The sequence below is a fragment of the uncultured Pseudoteredinibacter sp. genome (assembly GCF_947502065.1).
Lineage (GTDB): Bacteria > Pseudomonadota > Gammaproteobacteria > Pseudomonadales > Cellvibrionaceae > Pseudoteredinibacter.
Genome location: NZ_CANMYE010000005.1, coordinates 45,489 through 63,950 on the forward strand (window position 1 = coordinate 45,489; position 18,462 = coordinate 63,950).

16 protein-coding genes are annotated in these 18,462 nt (G+C 44.8%); 8 read left to right on the top strand and 8 right to left on the bottom strand.

Annotated features, from left to right (window positions below; genetic code table 11):
* Positions 1-177: 177 nt before the first annotated feature.
* On the top strand, positions 178-3,909 hold the full coding sequence (locus Q1A41_RS13615) for a cadherin domain-containing protein (RefSeq protein ID WP_299980035.1): 3,732 nt from the start codon (positions 178-180) through the stop codon (positions 3,907-3,909).
* Positions 3,910-4,029: 120 nt separating this feature from the next.
* Here Q1A41_RS13615 and Q1A41_RS13620 read toward each other — a convergent pair whose 3' ends face one another.
* Positions 4,030-4,644, bottom strand: a complete 615-nt coding sequence (locus tag Q1A41_RS13620) for a phosphoadenosine phosphosulfate reductase family protein (protein ID WP_299980038.1) — start codon at positions 4,642-4,644, stop codon at positions 4,030-4,032.
* A gap of 238 nt (positions 4,645-4,882) precedes the next feature.
* Here Q1A41_RS13620 and Q1A41_RS13625 point away from each other — a divergent pair, with 238 nt between their 5' ends.
* Positions 4,883-5,845, top strand: a complete 963-nt coding sequence (locus Q1A41_RS13625; protein WP_299980041.1) for an FHA domain-containing protein — start codon at positions 4,883-4,885, stop codon at positions 5,843-5,845.
* A gap of 85 nt (positions 5,846-5,930) precedes the next feature.
* Complete coding sequence (locus tag Q1A41_RS13630) at positions 5,931-6,251, top strand: heavy metal-binding domain-containing protein (RefSeq protein ID WP_299980044.1); 321 nt, start codon at positions 5,931-5,933, stop codon at positions 6,249-6,251.
* 190 nt (positions 6,252-6,441) lie between these two features.
* Here Q1A41_RS13630 and Q1A41_RS13635 read toward each other — a convergent pair whose 3' ends face one another.
* Positions 6,442-7,086, bottom strand: a complete 645-nt coding sequence (locus Q1A41_RS13635) for a DJ-1/PfpI family protein (protein ID WP_299980047.1) — start codon at positions 7,084-7,086, stop codon at positions 6,442-6,444.
* Between the two features lie 72 nt (positions 7,087-7,158).
* On the opposite strand from Q1A41_RS13635, the gene Q1A41_RS13640 reads away from it, so the two are divergent.
* Positions 7,159-8,130 carry a helix-turn-helix domain-containing protein gene (locus Q1A41_RS13640; RefSeq protein ID WP_299980050.1) on the top strand — a complete coding sequence of 324 codons (972 nt, stop codon included), beginning with the start codon at positions 7,159-7,161 and terminating at the stop codon, positions 8,128-8,130.
* 49 nt (positions 8,131-8,179) lie between these two features.
* Here Q1A41_RS13640 and Q1A41_RS13645 read toward each other — a convergent pair whose 3' ends face one another.
* Entirely contained in the window at positions 8,180-10,339 is a 2,160-nt protein-coding gene (locus Q1A41_RS13645) for a TonB-dependent receptor (RefSeq protein ID WP_299980054.1), read from the bottom strand.
* A gap of 216 nt (positions 10,340-10,555) precedes the next feature.
* Between Q1A41_RS13645 and Q1A41_RS13650 the strand changes: the two genes are divergently transcribed.
* Positions 10,556-11,569, top strand: a complete 1,014-nt coding sequence (locus tag Q1A41_RS13650) for an AraC family transcriptional regulator (RefSeq protein ID WP_299980056.1) — start codon at positions 10,556-10,558, stop codon at positions 11,567-11,569.
* Between the two features lie 20 nt (positions 11,570-11,589).
* On the opposite strand, the gene Q1A41_RS13655 is transcribed toward Q1A41_RS13650, so the two are convergent.
* Positions 11,590-11,895: an antibiotic biosynthesis monooxygenase gene (locus tag Q1A41_RS13655; protein WP_299980059.1), complete on the bottom strand. Its 306-nt coding sequence runs from the start codon at positions 11,893-11,895 to the stop codon at positions 11,590-11,592.
* A gap of 5 nt (positions 11,896-11,900) precedes the next feature.
* Entirely contained in the window at positions 11,901-12,233 is a 333-nt protein-coding gene (locus Q1A41_RS13660) for an NIPSNAP family protein (protein ID WP_299980061.1), read from the bottom strand.
* A gap of 133 nt (positions 12,234-12,366) precedes the next feature.
* Here Q1A41_RS13660 and Q1A41_RS13665 point away from each other — a divergent pair, with 133 nt between their 5' ends.
* Positions 12,367-13,041 carry a winged helix-turn-helix domain-containing protein gene (locus Q1A41_RS13665; protein WP_299980064.1) on the top strand — a complete coding sequence of 225 codons (675 nt, stop codon included), beginning with the start codon at positions 12,367-12,369 and terminating at the stop codon, positions 13,039-13,041.
* A gap of 15 nt (positions 13,042-13,056) precedes the next feature.
* Here Q1A41_RS13665 and Q1A41_RS13670 read toward each other — a convergent pair whose 3' ends face one another.
* Positions 13,057-14,286 carry an NADH:flavin oxidoreductase/NADH oxidase family protein gene (locus Q1A41_RS13670; protein WP_299980066.1) on the bottom strand — a complete coding sequence of 410 codons (1,230 nt, stop codon included), beginning with the start codon at positions 14,284-14,286 and terminating at the stop codon, positions 13,057-13,059.
* Complete coding sequence (locus Q1A41_RS13675; RefSeq protein ID WP_299980069.1) at positions 14,283-15,230, bottom strand: alpha/beta hydrolase; 948 nt, start codon at positions 15,228-15,230, stop codon at positions 14,283-14,285. The genes Q1A41_RS13670 and Q1A41_RS13675 overlap by 4 nt, the downstream gene beginning before the upstream one ends.
* Positions 15,231-15,363: 133 nt before the next feature.
* On the opposite strand from Q1A41_RS13675, the gene Q1A41_RS13680 reads away from it, so the two are divergent.
* Both Q1A41_RS13680 and Q1A41_RS13685 read left to right on the top strand, forming a co-directional pair.
* Positions 15,364-15,969: a TetR/AcrR family transcriptional regulator gene (locus Q1A41_RS13680; RefSeq protein ID WP_299980072.1), complete on the top strand. Its 606-nt coding sequence runs from the start codon at positions 15,364-15,366 to the stop codon at positions 15,967-15,969.
* A 71-nt stretch (positions 15,970-16,040) separates the two neighbouring features.
* Positions 16,041-17,921 (top strand): amidohydrolase family protein, encoded by a 1,881-nt coding sequence (locus Q1A41_RS13685; protein ID WP_299980075.1) that lies wholly within the window; start codon positions 16,041-16,043, stop codon positions 17,919-17,921.
* A gap of 134 nt (positions 17,922-18,055) precedes the next feature.
* Here the strand turns inward: Q1A41_RS13685 and Q1A41_RS13690 are convergent, their stop codons facing one another.
* Positions 18,056-18,355: a hypothetical protein gene (locus Q1A41_RS13690; protein ID WP_299980078.1), complete on the bottom strand. Its 300-nt coding sequence runs from the start codon at positions 18,353-18,355 to the stop codon at positions 18,056-18,058.
* Between the last annotated feature and the right edge of the window lie 107 nt (positions 18,356-18,462).

An 18,462-nucleotide genomic window follows, 5' to 3' on the forward strand; every position in this document is an offset into this window, starting at 1 on the left:
AATTAATCTATCTACTTTTTATTGTCGAGTTATTTTGACACCTTGTCTTTCTATCTTAGTGACAAAGATGGTTTAAGCTGGATGTGTATTGCCTTTCCCCTACCCACATTTATTCTGTGACTCAAATCTAATTTTTAACAACCACTTGTCGGTTTATTTTTCTTCAGGGTGAAGCTAATGGCACGAGCAATAATAACAAAAGCGTACGATAACTACGGTAGCGTTAAAGGAAACATCGATCATAAAGGTCGCAGTAATGACGAAACACTAAAACTTATAGGCGAGGGTGATCCAGGCAAAACAGTACGAGTTTATGATGGAAATAAGTTTTTAGGCACTGCAAAAGTTAATAATAAAGGCGTTTGGACATTCACAACCGATGAATTAAGTCATGGTCATCATAACTTTACGGTTCGCACTGAAGAATCAAATAGCCGCATGTCATCAGCTAGCCCTAAGTTTAAAGTGCTAATTGATACTAAGATAAATGAAGTCGATAACTTCAAGATCTACGAGGATAAAAAGCTCGCCGCAGAAGTCGTTGGTGAAGGTGATATTTCTATTCGGGGAAAAAGTGAACGTTATGCAAATATAGAAGTATTTGTAGACGGCGAAAGAGTTGCCGAAGGAAAAGCCAATAAAAAAGGCAAATTCAATGTTGCGCTAGATAGTGATTTAGAAGCTGGCTCTCACGACATAACGGTTGTTGTTACCGATTTGGCAGGCAATAAATCGGAACACAGCATCGCACAAACAGTTACAGTAGCTGGCGAAGATAATATCCCCCCTCAAGTTGCCCCCACAATAGACAAGCAACTCCATCACCCTGCAGGTGAGCTTGTACTGAGCGGGACCGCCGCAATAAATGCCGGGGATACTTTAACTGTATCGGTAAATGGTCAGGACTACACTCTGGCTAATGGACTAACATTTGAAGGGGATCGCTGGTTCCTAAATCTTGGTGAAGTTGATTGGGCTGAAGGCTTTTATGATGTCAGTGCCACCATTAGCAATATAATGGGCAGCATCAGTGACAGCAGCACTGATGAATTACGCATCAGTACGGCTAACTTAGGTCAAGCCGGAGTAGACACCGACGGCGATGAAATTTCAGACGATATCGATATTGACGATGATAACGACGGCATTCTAGATATTGTCGAAGGCGCTGGAGATCGTGATGGAGATGGACTTGCCGACTATTTAGATATAGACAGCGACAATGATGGCATTGCCGATAATATCGAAGCACAATCCACCTTCTCATTTGAAGAGCCCAGCGTGTTTATGGATGCTGATGGCGATGGCTTGAATGATATCTTTGATGCAGATATAGGCAGTAAGGATGCGCTCCTCTCCGTAGGTTTAGATACTCAAAATACTGACGGTGTGGGCTTTGCTGATTACAAAGATTTTGATAGTGATAATGATGGTATTAAAGATATAGACGAATCGGGCTTAGTGTATTTTGATATCAGTCGAGACTACGCTAACCCAGCCGGCGGCATCGATCCTTTCGTTTTAGCGGATACCTTCGGCGGTGACGAAAGAGACTATCGAGAAATAGACTTAACGATAAATCGCTCCATAGGCCCAGTAAAAGATATTGATTTAGATTTTAACCAAGTAAGCGAAGACGCAGCAATAGGTGATACTGTTGGCTTAACAGCCGAGGCCATTGACCCAGACGCCGGTGATACCGTTCGCTACGAGTTGATTCAAAATCCCAATGATATGTTTGCGATCAATGAAAACACTGGGGTCGTAACTCTTGCAGGCCAACTTGATTTTGATAAACAAAACCTTTATCAAGTTTCTATTAAAGCTACATCTAGTGATGGCAGCAGCTCTTTTAACGTCTTCAATATTAATGTCCTTGAGGTTAACAACCCTATTGGCCCTGTTATCGATGTTGATGGTGCAGATAACGAAGTTAGAGAGGGCTTGGCTGCGGGCGCGGTGGTAGGGCTTACGGCCTTTGCTGAAGATCCTGATAAAGATGATACGGTTAGCTATTCGTTGTTTGACGATGCTGACGGACGCTTTGAAATTGATGCCGATTCAGGCGTTGTTCGCACAACTCGAGAGCTAGATATTAGCAACGGTTCAAGCTATGACATCGTTGTTAAAGCCGAATCAAGTGATACAACCGTAAGCAATGAAACATTTACAATTAATATCTTAGCTAACCAACCGATTGGACCTGTTAAAGACATCGACTCCGATAAAAACCAGGTAATGGAAAATGCCAGTAAAGGTTCTCGCGTTGGCCTAACTGCACAAGCAATTGATCCGGATAGTGATGATAAAGTACGTTACGAACTTGTAGATGATGCAGACGGTCGTTTTGCTATTAATAAAAAAACCGGTGTTGTCACCCTTAAAGGAAATTTAGACTACGATGTAGATACATCACACACTATTAAAGTTAGAGCAAATTCCTCTGATGGTAGTTTCTCTGAAAAGAAATTTACCATTAACGTACTTGATCATAATGAGCCCATTGGGCCGGTTATCGATAGCAATAATAGTGTAAATGAAGTATCTGAGTGTGCTAAAGAAGGGACCGAGGTAGGTATTACCGCTTTCGCGGAGGATCCAGATACTGCAGGCAAAGTTACTTATAAACTACTCGATGATGCTGACGGACGCTTTCAAATCAATAAAAACACCGGTGTGGTTACTACCACAGGCTCCGGTTTAGATTACGAGACAAATACTCACCATGATATTTTAATTCAGGCTAGCTCTCCTGATGGATCTAAATCAGAAGAGACCATGCGTATCGATGTCATAGATGAAGAGATTAGTATTCAACTCTTTGGTGTGCCGTCCAGTTACGATGCTGGCTACCCTCGGGATATCACTTTGTATGGCACAACCAACGCTGAACCTGGAACTGAAATAACCATTTTTGAAAGCAACCATATGCGTTATTCAAGCGGTGTTTCAACCAATAATACCCATGTGCACACAGCTATAGTTCAAGACGACGGTAGCTTTCGATTGGATGCTTTTAGACCTTTGGCACCATCACTTAATCCTCACCGTTTACAAAATGGTCAAATTCACTACCCCGGTTACAGTTCATCCACTAGCTATGTTGCATACCTTGGTGATGAGCCCATGCCAGGCAACACAGAGTGCCATGCTACCTCTGCATACAGCACTATGAGTGTTACCAATACCAAAGTTATTACACCTCTGGTGCTAGATCTCGATGGTGATGGCGTTGAACTGATTGCGATGAGTAACGGTGTAGATTTTGATATTAATGCTGACGGCCTAATGGATACAACAGCCTGGGCGGGTAGCGACGATGGATTATTAGTTTTCGATCGTAACAATGACGGATTAATTAATGACGGCTCCGAATTATTCGGCGAACATATGAGTTTAAGCAATGGTGACAATGCAGAACATGGCTTTGCAGCTCTTGCCGATTTAGACTCTAATGGCGACAATATTTTTGACGCTAAAGATCATGCCTTTACGCAAGTTCAAGTGTGGCAAGATAAAAATAGCGATGGTATTAGCCAAGAAGATGAGTTGCTAAGCCTAGAAGACATTGGTTTAGAATCCATCAATTTGGAAGCCCAAGAAGTCGATGAAGTTCACGATGCCGGCGTAACTGGTCTTCGTTCTAGCTGGGCCGATACTGAGGGCAATACTCATGATATTGACGATGTTTGGTTGGAAGTTGCTACCGGTATCAGTGATGAAGAAGCGCTAGCATTAGGAATTACAGACCTTTTAACTGATGCAAAAGCCGATGACATTAATTTAACAAGCAGCAAGGCAAAAAATTCCAACTCTATCGTACTAGAACAAGATGGCACTGCTGAGATGCTGGATCTCACAGCAATCAACCCTATCGAGCAGCTTGAGCAAGTTATTGGTTTTTATTGATCCAAGAGCCATGGTGTTGATGCTATAAAAGATAAACACCACCCCCACAAAAAAGCCCGCTGAATCATAGCGGGCTTTTTTGTGGCTTGCTAACAAGCTCAGGAAACAACTAGCTTAGTTTTATCGAGTATGTAAGCCACACTCTCGATTTGCTAGAGCCTTAGTTGGGTCGTAATAATTTTCTTCGTTGGGTAGATCATTTTCCTGCAGGTATTTTTCCAGCGCCTCATCGTCATAATGGAAGAACGGAGAAACCTTAATAACACCGTCGCTACTCATAGATACAATATCTAAAGTCTGACGCAAAGCGGTTTGATGTTTACGTAAATTGGTAAACCATACTTCAGGCTGATGCTCAGCCATTGCACGATTAAATGGCTCTAACTTGAACTGCTCGGTAAACTCAGCATGCTCTGGCTCATCAACCATTGGGATGCCACCCATAACTGCATCGCGACGAGCCGCACTGACTTTAGGCGTATAAACGTCCAAGTTTAAATCAAAGCGCTTGATCACTTTATCGGCGAACTGGTAAGTCGCTTTTAAGGCATAACCTGAATCAATCCAAACCACAGGTACTTTGGCATCCTGTTCGCAAACAGCATGAATGATAGAAGCCTCACCCGGGCCAAAGTTAGTAGTTAATATCGACTTTTTACCTAAGCCAAGTGCCCACTTAACAATCTCAGTAGGGCTTGCCGAAGCCAATTCTTGGTTGATCGCCTGAAGATCCATGATTCTCATACCTTAATAAAACAAGGTGGAGGATGGTAAACCAAGAAAACAAGGAAACAAAATGACCTTTAACCATAAGTTAAAGGCTTTTAGCTATATAGGGCATCAAAATGAGAAGCGCGGCACTCATATCACTAACCGTTTATATAGCGACTCTGGTAGACTCTAGCCTAATTGCCACCCAGAAGAGCTGTAGACGGGGGCAGCCTGTGTTAACTAAGATAAATGCAATAACAATATGGCTAGCCTGATCAATGTACAAAGCAAACAGCTTTGTCACTTATTACCACATCACACCTTTGGCCGCCGCGAAGATAAGGTCGATACGTTTTTAGATGCCCCACAAATTTCGAAGATTCATGCTTCGATAGAGTGGGACGGCAGCCAATGGCTGTTAAAAGACATCAGCCGCAATGGCGTATGGATTGATGGTAAAAAGATTGAAAGCCAGCAAAACTACCCGATCCAAGCAGGGCAGCTAATTCAGTTTGTAAGCAAAGAGCTGCGTTTCTTAGTCGAAGACACATCAGCACCTGATAGCTTTATCGTGCCTCAACATAGCCAAGAGGGCGCTATACCCCTACGCGAGCTGATGCTGCTGCCTAATGATGAGCACCCCGAGCTGGCACTGCACCTGTCACCCGATAATCATCAATGGCTATTGGAAACCCTTGATGAAAGCTCACAGGTAAAAGAGCTAAAACATGGCGATGAAATCAGCCTAGGTGATTTACGCTGGACTTTGCACCTCACCGATAAATCCAATTCGCCTACCGTTGTGATCGATGCCGATTGGTCTGTGGACAACTTTCTGTTCCGCTTCAATACCACCCAAGATGAAGAGAACACCAGCCTTGCACTGAGCAATGGCGGTAACCAGTGTGACCTCGGTGAACGCAGTCATCATTATGTTCTTCTTCATCTAGCCCGCTGCCGAGCCCTCGACGAAGCCAAAGGCCTCAATGATTACGACCAGGGCTGGATTGATAACGATCTTTTATGCCGCGAAATGGGTATGGATTTAGCCCATATCAATATTCAGCTCTATCGCCTTCGCAAGCAGCTCAGCGATACCATGCCAGACCTTATCGGCATCAATAAGCTGGTTGAACGCAAGCGCGGCAAGCTGCGCTTTGGCAAAGCTCCCTTCCAAATCTTCAAAAGCGGCGAATTACTAACCGAATTAAAACGAGCCGGTTAGTCGAAGAGTAAACTTATGTGATCTTGACTCTAAATGCTTCGATTCGCCGTCTAAAATGGGGAATCAAACATTTAAGGAGTCGACCATGTTAAAGACCACTACCACCAATATTGAAGGCCGTAACATCGATACTTATCTAGATATCGTAGTAGGCGAGGCCATCTTGGGTGCCAATATTTTCAAAGATATTTTTGGCATGGTGCGCGATGTAGTAGGTGGCCGATCTAATGCCTATGAACAGGAAATGGGTAAAGCACGCGATATCGCCTTTCAAGAAATGGAATCCAAAGCTCGTGCCCTTGGCGCCGATGCCATTGTAGGTGTGGATATCGACTATGAAGTGGTTGGCCAAGGTGGCAGCATGATGATGGTAAGCGTCAGCGGCACCGCCGTTCGCCTAAAATAACCCCCCTCCGACACAGGGGTCAGATCCCTTGGGATCTGACCCCACCCCTCACTCACCGTCCTAGACTAAGCCGCTGTGTCATACTCAAATAGCAATTTAACACCGCATCCACGATTTCCGGGCGGGCTTGCTCTGGCACAGGGGTCAGATCCCTTGGGATCTGACCCCATCTCTCACTCACCGCCCTAGACTAAGCCGTTTGCGTCATACTCAAATAGCGATTTAACACCGCATCCACGATTTCCGGGCGGGCTTGTTCTGGTGTGCCAGAGTTAAAAGGCGCTTGCGGGTTGTATTCCAAAGCCAGCTGCACCGCTTCGGCAACATCTCGGCCAGCGATGGTATCCAGCATAGCCAAACCAAAATCAATGCCGGCGGTAACACCGCCACCACTGGCAACCCCATCATCAATTACATAGCGCTCTTTAATAACCTCTACCCCCATAGTGGCAAGCGCATCGAGGGCTGCCCAGTGAGTTGTCGCTCGCTTACCAGCAAGTAGGCCCGCGGCTGCCAGCACTAAGGAGCCTGTGCAAACACTGCAAACCCAGCTCGCTTTTTGAGCTTTTTGCTGTAAAAACTTGAGTACCACTTGGTTCTCCATCAGCTCTAATGTCGGCAAGCCGCCGCCGGGTACAAAGACAATATCGGGCTCGGCAAAGCAGTCTTCAAAACTATGGCTGGGCATAATGCCCGCTACTGTATCGGTAGAAACCACTTCCTTATGCTGCCACACCACCTGAATATTCGCGTTAGGCCATTGCGACCACACTTGCAATGGCCCTAAAAAATCCAGTGGTGTCATTCCTGGGTATATCAACATCAGTATCTTCATGCTGCCTTCCTTTACGTTCTTGATTTAAAGGACACCATAGCAATATGAAGAGCTGGCCGTTATGATAAAGAGATGTCAAATTCTGCCAAAACAATCTATATAGCCTGTTACCCTGGTTTTCAGCTACTTGATGTCGCCGGCCCTGCTGATGTATTTGCCCAAGCCAATGAAGAGCTTGGCTATCAGGCCTATGAGATTCGATATATTGCCGAGCAAAGCAGGCTAAGTAGCTCCTCCGGTCTAGCAATTCATTGTGAACCCCTATCAGCTTGCCAAGCGCCCATCGATTATTTGCTGATTCCGGGGGCCAACGCCCAGCCACTTCTCGCCGCGAGCGAAAACTCTAATTTCATGAGCTGGATCAGCGTAAACGCAGCAAAAGCAACACGACTATGCTCGGTATGCAGCGGTAGTCTTTTATTAGCCAAGGCAGGCTTGCTGGAAGGAAAACGGATTACCAGCCATTGGGCAGCGTTGTCTCACTTACAAAAACTTTGCCCTGATAGCACCGTGTTGGAGAACAGCCTTTATGTGAACGATGGTCATTTATGGACATCGGCGGGGGTTTTGGCTGGCGTCGACATGAGCCTCGCATTGCTCACCCAAGATCACGACCGATCTTTGGCTTTAAAGGTGGCCAAAAATTTATTGGCCTTTATGTTTCGAGAAGGGCATCAACCACAGCTTTCCATGCCGATTAGCCTGCAAGAAAAAGCCGCCAAAGGCAGCCTGCTGAATCTCATAAAATGGCTACAGGAAAATTTAGCCTCAAGCATCAGCGTAGAGCAAATGGCGGATTTTATGGCCACCTCTGTTCGCAGCCTGCACCGCCTTTGTCAACAAAGCTTCCAACTATCTCCAGCACGTTTATTTAATGAACTTCGCTTAGAACAAGCCAAGTCATTATTGGCCGACAAAGCCATCCCCATTAAACAAATTGCCAGCGAGTGTGGCTTTGCCGATAGCTCGGCACTCTCAAAAGCGTTTAGCCAACGACATAAAATTTCGCCTTCGCAATATCGTCATCAGCTCTATAAACCCTGATCAAAAAGCACATGCTCAAAGCTTCACTTTAAACATGTGCTGTAAGGATTTATAGATTAGACCAAGACACCGTTAAACCATAAGTTCTTGGTAAACCAGGAAGAGGGAAGGCACCGAATGGAGCGATTTGATAATTGTGGATGTAGTATTCTTCATCCAAGGCATTATTTACCCAAGCCGCAACTTCCCATTGCTCATCTTCACTCATATACGCAAGGCGCATGTTGGTTAGCTCATAGCTCGGTATCGCAGAGTATTCGAAGTTCTCGATATCTTGATAGGCTTTATCTTTCGAAATGTATTCAATACGGCCATTAATAGCGCCGCCTATGGAAAGATCTTTTTCGTATACTGCGGCTAAGCTGAAGGCATTCTTTGGTGCGTTGCGAAGATTATTGCCTTCATGCTGCGCAAGGTTGCCATCTAACTCTTTATACTCAGTATCTAAGTAGGCATAAGTCGCTGAAAGCTGTAAGTTATCCGTAGCAGCTAAAGTTAATTCTAGCTCTAAACCACGAGATTCCGCTTCACCAGCATTCTTGGTAACCAGTGGCGGTACGGAACAGCCACCGCAGTCGAAAGTTTGTAGAACTTGTAGGTTTTCATAATCAACATTGAACAAAGCAGCGTTCAAACGCACTCTGTCATCCAGTAGCATCGACTTCAAACCAATCTCTAGGTTTAATGCTTCCTCTTCATCGAAAGGTGTTTTAGCGGCAATCTCGGTTGCCACTACGCCATCAAAGCCGCCACTTTTAAAACCGGTGGCCGCACTAAAATACAGCATGCTGCTATCATTTAGGTGATAGTTAACAATAAGCTTAGGTGTAACTGCCGACCAGGTTTCTGTTTCGGCAACATTATAAGGCTCGCTAACATAAGCTGTACCTGGGGTGCCGATATTACTGAAGTCTTTTTCCTCACGGGTATAACGAAGACCTAGGGTTAAATATAAATCTTCCGTTATGCTGTAGGTGCCTTGGGTGAAAAGCGCCACACTTGAGGTTTCATTTCTTTGATCCGCCGAAGCGGTAACTAACGCAGCCGCAGGCAGTACTGTACTAAAGAATTCGCCACCTTCTAGGCGATGGGTTTTTTCATTGTTTAGATAAACACCTGCCTGCCATTTTAAGTTATCGCTATCACCGGCAATGCGTAACTCTTGGCTGAGCATTTCGGTGTTTTCATCCATAAAGTTATTCAGCGTTAAATAAGCAAAGGTTTGCGGGCCAACACCCAGTAGGTAGTTATCAAAACCAGCATTACCTTCACGATAAGCCGTGATAGACGTTAAGGTGCCGATTTCTAGATCCCAATCTACTTTCAAGGAAATACCCTTGGTATCGGAATCTTGAAACCCTGGGTCTTCCAAATGGTTTTGGTGGAAACCTACTTCGGGCATGGCGGCTAAGGTTTGGCCGATTAAGCCGTATTCACGTGATGGTCTGGTGCCCACACCGGTTCTTTTATCGGTCGCATAATCCAATGTCAGCATCGCTTCAAAATTGGATTCCGGTGCATAATGAAGCTGGGCTCTTACGCTATCGCTGTTAACGTCCATCGTCTTTACGCTAGGATCAACAACACTTTCCATGTATGGATCGCGATCTTTTTTGCTGAAAGTTACTTTTGCGCTAAGGTCATCGCTTAAAGGGCCGCTGATAAGCCCGCGATAGCTGCGTTGGGATAAATTGCCTACGCCTAACTCAAGATTAACGGTAAACTCGTCCGCTGGTTTTTTAGAGCTTAAGTTAATTGCACCACCGATAGCATTTTTGCCCCACAGTGTTCCCTGTGGGCCACGCAATACTTCAATGCTCGCCAAATCAAATATTTCTGTTGCGGCGCCAGCGCTACGGTTGATGTAAACACCATCTAGAAAAACCGCTACGGAAGATTCACCGTTGGCTGCGCCATCACCGTTACTACCAATGCCTCGAATAAACAGCTGCGGCTGGCTCGCAGTAAAGTTACCCATGCTAAAGCCAGGCGTACGAAGGGAGATGCCCTTCATATCATCGATACCAGTTTGCTTAATAAACTCTTCCGATAAAGCCGTAACCGCCACAGGCACATCTTGCAGATCTTGGCTGCGCTTTTGTGCAGTAACGATGACTTCTTCTAGGGCTTGGGCTTGTACATACGTTGTGTTGGCTAAGGCTATTGCTGCGCTAAGGCATAGGCAGCTTGATACAGTGATGGCTTTCATTCGCGGTGCTCCACTTTATTTCTATTGTTTTAGTGGGTGGCCATTATCCAGCCAATTGACTTACGCGCTTGCGAATTTACGACAAAAAACACCACTGGCCCTAGCATGTTGTAAGGCGGTCTTTATACTAGGCAATATGGGCAGGACTACTAACTGCGTCAGTGAAAGCTGACTTAAACCGCTTAGGTAGTGAATTAAGAACATGAAAAAAAGACAATGAATAAGCACTGGACGGTACAAGTCAGTTATTTCAAAACGCTGTTAAATACGGCTAATAAACTAGGGCTTGATAGCGAAGCTCTGGTTGCCCAGTGTGGTTTGAAGGAACAAGACATAGCCGATGCCGATAAACATGTGCCACTCAGTGCTTTACTCTCCTTATTTCAGCAAATTGATCAGCAAGCGAACAACCCTAATATTGGTTTAACTTTTGGCATGAGCACCAGCCCAAGCTCATTTGGTTTACTTGGAGTATTAGTCGGTTGCTGTGAAAGTTTTGCCCAAGCCTTCGAGACGATGATTCCAATTCGCAGAGTGCTGATGCATACCGGCACTTCTAAGGTTCAATATCACGAAGATACCACCAGCTTTGAATGGCAGCCGCTTTCGCCTGAGCTAATGCAAGATCGCTACCTTGCCGATGCTATTTTATCTGGCTGGGTGAATCTGGGGCGCAAAAGCTACCAGGATAATTTTACCCCCATCAAAGCGCAGCTCCATTACCCAGAGCCTGACAATTTAGAGGCTCTACATAAAGTTTTTGGTGAGAACATCGTTTTTAATCAGCCTAAGATAAAGCTGACCTTCCGTAACGAAGACGCCCTACACACCGATAAACCAAGCAACCCCCGTTTAGTTGATCAAATATCCCAACTGGCCGAAAGCCGCCTGCGTTACAAAAAAGATTCCATGTGGAATAGCCTGCAGGTTCGTCGCTTTATCATTCAAGAGCTACCTAATGGCAACGCCAATATAAAATCAGTGGCAAAGCTGATGCATATGAATGAACGCACATTGCAACGCCACCTACAGGCGGAAGGCAGTAGCTTTCAAAAGCTGCTTAATGAAGTAAGACTGGATATTTCCCAGAAGCTACTTAAGAATCAGGAATTCCCAATAACCAATATCGCCTTATTATTGGGCTATCGGGAAAACAGTGGCTTTACCAACGCTTTTCGCAAATGGACCGATATTTCTCCTAGCGAATATCGCAGTAGACAGCTAGCTTAAAGTTCTAGAACGAGAGGAGCCTAGCTCTGCGAGTCATATTCCCTGAGCACCGTCGCTACTCTAATTCTATAGTAATCAAATAGCTCTTCTTTTCCTTTTTTCTGAGCGGACTGATGCTTAAGATTAGCCTTCCACTCTTTAATGGCTGATTCATTCTCCCAGTAAGATAATGAAAGATATTTCTCTGGTTCAACCAAGCTTTGGAAGCGCTCTACAGAGATAAATCCTTCTATTCTCTCCAATGACTTCTTTAATACTTCTGCCAGATCAAGATAGCTGGCCATAGCACCCGCTTTTGGTTTAACTTCAAATAGTACGGCGATCATAAGGCCTAGACCTTTTTCTGAAGTTGATAGGTGGAGGGAATTACCTTTAGAAAGCTTCGCTTTTCACTAAATATGAACTTCTCTTTACTGGCAAAATCAAAATTACTTTTACCTGTTTCAGATTCCTTCAGTACAGATCTATATCGCTCATAGTCCGCAAGGGAATCGAAAGATATCAAACCATAAGCAATATTATTTGTCCCTTCATGAGGGGCAAAATAACCGACTAACTCGCCTCCGCATTGTGGAATAATCTCTGCCCAATTATTGGCGTAATCTTCAAAAAGTCTAATTTTGTTTGGATCTATCTGGTATTCAATAAAACAGGTAATTTTCAAAACAGTTGCCTCTTTGTTAGTTTTTAGGCACTTTACTTACTAAACCTAGCGAATACTTCGATAGCCATCGAACTAATTGCTGTAGAATCAATAGCTACAGAACAGACAGCCATAAGACTATAGAGACCTTAACGTGGAACCCAATATTGCAACTATAGGAAGTCTCGTTGGCGATCAGGCCAGATCAAAAATGCTTATTGCATTAATGGGGGGCAAAGCTCTAACAGCAACCGAGCTTGCACTAGAGGCCGATATAAGTGCTCAAACTGCCAGCAGCCATCTAGCAAAGCTTGTTGAAGGTGGTTTGCTTGTTGTTCGAAAACAGGGGCGTCATCGATACTTTCAGTTGAGAGGCGAAGAGGTAGCCGGGTTAATTGAGAATATGTTTAATATCAGCAGCTCTCTCTCTGAAGAGTCGGTCTTTACAGGCCCCAAGGATAAAAATCTGAGAGCCTCACGTATCTGCTACGACCACATGGCAGGGAAGCTCGCTACACAACTCTATGAATCATTAGTCGATAAACAATTCATAAAAGATAACATATCAGAATCAACATTAAGCGAGGAAGGAAAACAGTTCTTTCTCGATCTCGGCGCCGACCTAAGCGAAGTATCTGGCCTTAAAAGACCGCTGTGTAAACCTTGCTTAGATTGGAGCGAGCGTAAAAGTCATCTGGCCGGTAGCATTGGCAAATGGGTACTTAGCGATGTTATACAACGAAAATGGGCTGCGCGAGATTTAAACTCGAGAGCGCTGCGCTTTAGCGATGATGGTCTCAAGGCGTTCAAGAAAAGATATGGACTGTAAAAAGCAGCTTACTCATTAAGCTCGCCGCTTTTTAAACGCATAAACCCCTAGGTTTTTAAATACCTTCCAAGCAGCATACCACTCATTCAAGTTCGCCTTTGGCGACTGGCCTTTTGCGATTCTATCAAACTGGGCTTCGTACCAACTCATATTCAATAAAACCATCTCGTCTAGTTTTTTGATTCCTGTGGAAAGAGGACGAAGATGGATTGTGTAGCCATTATCGGCCATAGCTTTGTTGGGCAGATCGGGCTCTACTGCAAGAGGGCGTGCAATACCGATTAAATCGCAAGCTTCTTCGGCTAGAGCGTCATTCATTGCTGATGCTGAGCGAAAACCACCCGTTAATACAACGGGGCTATCGACAGATTGACGTAGCTCTTTGGCATATTCTAAAAAGTACGCTTCGCGTTTTTTGCTGCTTTCTTTTTGTATTCCATCAGCCATAGCAGGTACTTCATAGGAGCCACCCGAAACCTCTATAAGATCGATACCCTCTTTGGCTAATGCTTGGGCTACAGTAATGGAATCACCTTCACTGAAGCCGCCATTCATAAAATCAGCGGAATTAAGCTTTACAGCTACGGGGAAGTTATCGCCCACTTCCTTTCGAATGGCACGATAGATTTCCAGTAGAAAACGCATTCTATTTTCTAAAGGCCCACCCCTTTGGTCATCCCGCTTATTATGACGGGGCGATAAGAACTGGCTGATTAGATAACCATGGGCCGCGTGAATTTGCACACCCTGAAAACCCACTTGCTTCGCTAAAGCCGCGCTGTTAGCAAACTGCGCAATCACCTGCCATATTTCATCTTCCTTAAGGGCTCGCGGCTTGTTGAAGTTCAGTTGTAACGAGCCTTCTAGAGCAATAGCCGATGGGGCTACTGGCAGTTTTTGTAAAAATTTGGGTGACTGTTTGCCAGGGTGATTCAACTGTGCCCAAAACCGGGTGTCATTTGCCGAGGCTGCCTGCACCCAAGCCTGATACTTTTCGAGATTACTATGGTCATCTAAGACCGTGTTGCGGGGCTCACCTAAATGTTCCCTATCTACCATGATGTTACCACTAAGGACTACAGCCGCACCGCCTTGTGCCCAAAGGCTATATAAGGTATTGAGGCCTTCACTAGGGTTATGGTCATGATCAGCTAACTGCTCGCTCATAGCCGATTTAAAAAATCGGTTTTTTATCATTTGTCCGCAGGGAAGTTCGAAGCTTGATGATAATTCTATCTCACTCATTTGTTTTCACTCTCCTCGCATGCAATTTGATCCATAAACTCTAAGTAAGCCCCAGCTACATCTTGTGGAGCCTCTACTTGGGGGTAATGACCTATAGCCTCTAACTCTTTTAAATAGTCCAAGCGGCAAGCCAGCTCTTTATAGCGCTCGACCATATGTTTTCCTGAAACAGGATCAACAGAGCCATTAACTAAGGCCAATGGGGTAGCCGAATCTTGTAGTGGTTTTAACCAACGTTCGCGATGCTGCTTGCGATCGTTAATATAGGTAATCAAATTGTGGAAAAGGTGCTTGCCGTCATTCTCATTGATTAGCTGCCAAAACACCTGCAACTCAAATTCACTGGGTTTGCTTTGTGGACCAAAAACGCTACTGAAGTTTTTCTTAAAGCTAGCGTAACCATTAAAGCGATTTACAAAAGCCCCGATAGGGGAGAGCAATAGTTTTTGGGTAAACAATGCTCGATGTGTTTCTGGAAACAAGCCCCCATTTAGAAAACAACAGGATAGGCATTGCCCGCTACCCTTAGCTTCATATTGGCGCGCCAGCAGCTCTTGGGCCACGGTATCACCATAGTCGTGAGCTAGTATGTGGTATTCCTTCAGCCCAAGCTCATCGATCAACGCTTCAAACAAATCGGCTTGGCCATGAATGGTGTAGCGGCGTTGATTGGGCTTTTCAGAAAAGCCAAAACCCAACATATCCAAGCTTACTAGGCGGTAATGCTTATTGAGTGTCTGCCAAATGGGCAGCCAATCCCAGCTGGAAGTAGGGAAGCCATGAATAAGGACAACGGTGGCTTTTTCAGTCTCTATTGATGGGCTATCTATTGTAAATATCTGCCTTTTGCAGAGCTGGCGCAGCTGGCCTTTTTGGCGCCAGCTTTCGATGGTATTTGTTATCTTCTCGTCATTTAGCTTCAAGTTATCGGTTTTTATCGTCATTTTCTCGGATTTTATGTAGTTTTAATAGTAGAGAATGTCCTGTCTTGTTGGTCTAGTCTAAAACATAAGCGAACTTGACTTCCAGTTCATGTTTTATTTAGATTAGATCTTAATACTTGCTAGAAGCTATGTGATGAAAACACTCCCCACCCAAAAACGGGCGCTCGCAAAGCGCGCCGCGCTGATTCAAGCCGGCCGAGAAAGCTTTGCTAACCGTGGTTACGAGCAGAGCACCGCCAAGGTAATAGCAGAAGATGCCGCCGTGGCGACAGGGACCTTCTATCAAAACTTTCAGAACAAAGATGAGTTATTAAGAGTGATCGCCCAGCTTAAGCGCGATGAAATTTTCCACGCCGTACCCGGTTTAGAAACAAAGCAAAGTCGCTTAGATCCATTGGAGCATTCTACCGAGCTGCTATTTCGCAAGGTTTTGGAAATTGTTTATCACTACCATGAAAGCGAGGCAGAGTTGCACCAGGTGCTGGAGCAACGCCGATTCATCGACCCCTTGCTTGACGAGATACTGCTAAAATCTGAAGCCGTGTTGGAAGAAAAGGTGCTGGCCTATGTAAAGGCCCACAACAAAGAAAACCCGGAAGCCGTGGCTTATAACCTGTTTGCGATGGCGGAAGGTTTAGTCCACCGCCATGTATTCGGCCACCCCCTAAGCAGCAAAGAAGACACCCTAGACTTAGGGGCCAAGATGCTGGCCTGTTATTTCGAGTGCGAGCACCGTTAAGCAATACTGAAATCGAATACTTTAAGCCTATTTAGTGACAACATAAAAAACACTATAAGAAGAGAAATATAATGAGTGAGCAAACTCCAGCCTATGACACCCTAATACAGGGCGCGAAAGTCTTTAACGAAGGTAAAGCCCCCATCATCGAAGATGTCGCTATTAAGGATGGACAGATCATAGAGCGCGGTGCCAAGCTTGATAGTACTAAAGCAGCCACCGTCATAAATGCCGAAGGGCAGTGGTTGATGCCTGGTTTATTCGATATACACACTCATTATGATTTGGAGCTAGAAGTTGCACCTGGGCTACCAGAATCTATCCGTCACGGTACGACATCAGTAGTTATCGCCAACTGTAGCCTAGGCTTGGCCTTTGGTAACCAAAGAGACGGGCGCAACGACCCGATTGTTGATTGCTTTGCACGGGTAGAAAACCTGCCCAAATCTATATTGAAAAGCTGCGCCGATAAAGTCGACTGGGAAACACCAGAAGAATACTTAAACCATCTAGATACTTTAAAACTCGGACCTAATGTTGCAACCTTGCTACCACATTCTATGTTGCGTATTGATGCAATGGGTTTCGAAGACAGTATTAGTCGTGATCCAAGTGCTAGTGAACTTAGCGCCATGAAAAACACCTTGGCCGAAGCTGTCGATCTAGGTTATGTGGGTATGTCCACCGATGCCTTACCCTTTCACTATCTGGCCAGTGCCGCGCACTGTGATAAAACCATTCCCACACAGTTTGCCAAGTATGAAGAAATTAAAGAGCTCACCTCGGTGCTGCGAGAAAAAGATGCACTCTGGCAAGCCACACCGCCAAAAGATAGCGCCATAGGCACACTTAAAACCTTTATGTTGTCCAGCGCCTTCTTCCATGGCAAACCTTTAAAAACCACAGTGGTAGCTGCACTAGATGTATTCAATAACTTCAAAATTCTAAAGTTAGGCCGTTTATTATCGCGAGGTTTAAATTCCAAATTACTTAAAGGTGATTTTCATCTGCAAGCCCTGGGGGCACCTTTTAAAACCTGGTCAGACGGCGCCGTGACACCACTGGCTGAAGAGATTCCAGAGCTACGTCGCTTAAATGAAACCGATTTGGAAGACAAAGAAAGCCGTTTAAAAATCCTTAATGACCCAGAGTACATAAAAACCTTTAAAGAGATGTGGCTTAAAGGTAAATCTGGCTTTAATGTCGCCAGGCTAAAGCGAATCATCAACATGGAAGATTACGCCTTTAACCGCAGTATGGAAGATATGTTCGTAGAACGCTGCCCCATCGAATACTGGCAGGGTAAAGACTTCCAACAGCTATTCGAGAGAGTTCTCGATATAAAAAGAGGCGTTGAAGTCGCTAGCTTAAGCGATGAAGAAGCCAGCATTGTCGCCAGGGATTTTTTCTGGGTAAGTGACGAGGCTGACTTTGTACTACAAACCTTAAGAACCTTTGATCTTGAATTAAGCTGGTGCACCACCACTGCAAACCGCGACCCTAAAACCACTCGCGATTTAATTATGGATCCATTACTAATGCCCGGCTTTAACGACAGCGGCGCACATCTAAATAATATGGCCTTCTATGATGTAAACCTACGATGCTTACAACTAGCCTCACAAGGTGGCGATACGGATGTTAGCTATATGGTGAAAAGGCTAAGTAAAGATGCAGCGGATTTATTTGGCGTAGAAGGCGGCAGTATTAATATCGGCGATAAAGCCGACTTGATTTTAATAGACCCTAAAGCGCTAAGCAGTTATGACGGTGAAGCCAATATTCAACGTGTTCTACGTGATGAGTATCAACACCATCAACTCGTAAATCGCTCAGATGATGTGGTACCACTGGTAATGGTGGGTGGCCATATCGCCTGGCAAGATAATAAGCATAGTGAAGCGCTTGGACAGATTCCAATGGGGCGTCTGTTGAGAGCTAATAAGGGCTAAGCCTCATAATATTCAATAGCAACTTAAGAGCTAAACCTTCTCTTAGCTCTTAAGAGCTCCTTCACTAATATAGTAGGTTAATGAGTCAATTCTGATCGCCGATGAACAAAGACCAACTTGTATTGCAAACACCTTTATAATTCTTCACTCCGTTTGAACCCCAGCAGTTCAAGCTGGCTCTGTTTTACCGGCTTTTCAATTTTATCTATTACTTCAAATAACTGCTGACTTTGGTTTAAAGGGACACTGTAAATCCAGATAAGGTCGTCTCCGCCCTGGATTACAATTCTGGCATAGTCGCTATCGCCGGCGAGTTCCGCCCTGAAGGTGTCGACATATACCCATACACTGGTCTTTAGAAAGTAGCTCTCCCAACTGGGATCAGCATCCCACATTTCATCGATATGGACAAAGTCTCTTGGCGTTTTACGCATAGTCAGTGCTCATCGGCTTGTTTTACCACGTATGGGTGGTCTATTTGACTATGCTATCTTATGATTTGCTTTGCTTATAGGTACAGATCTCGATAAAAAGAAGGGTA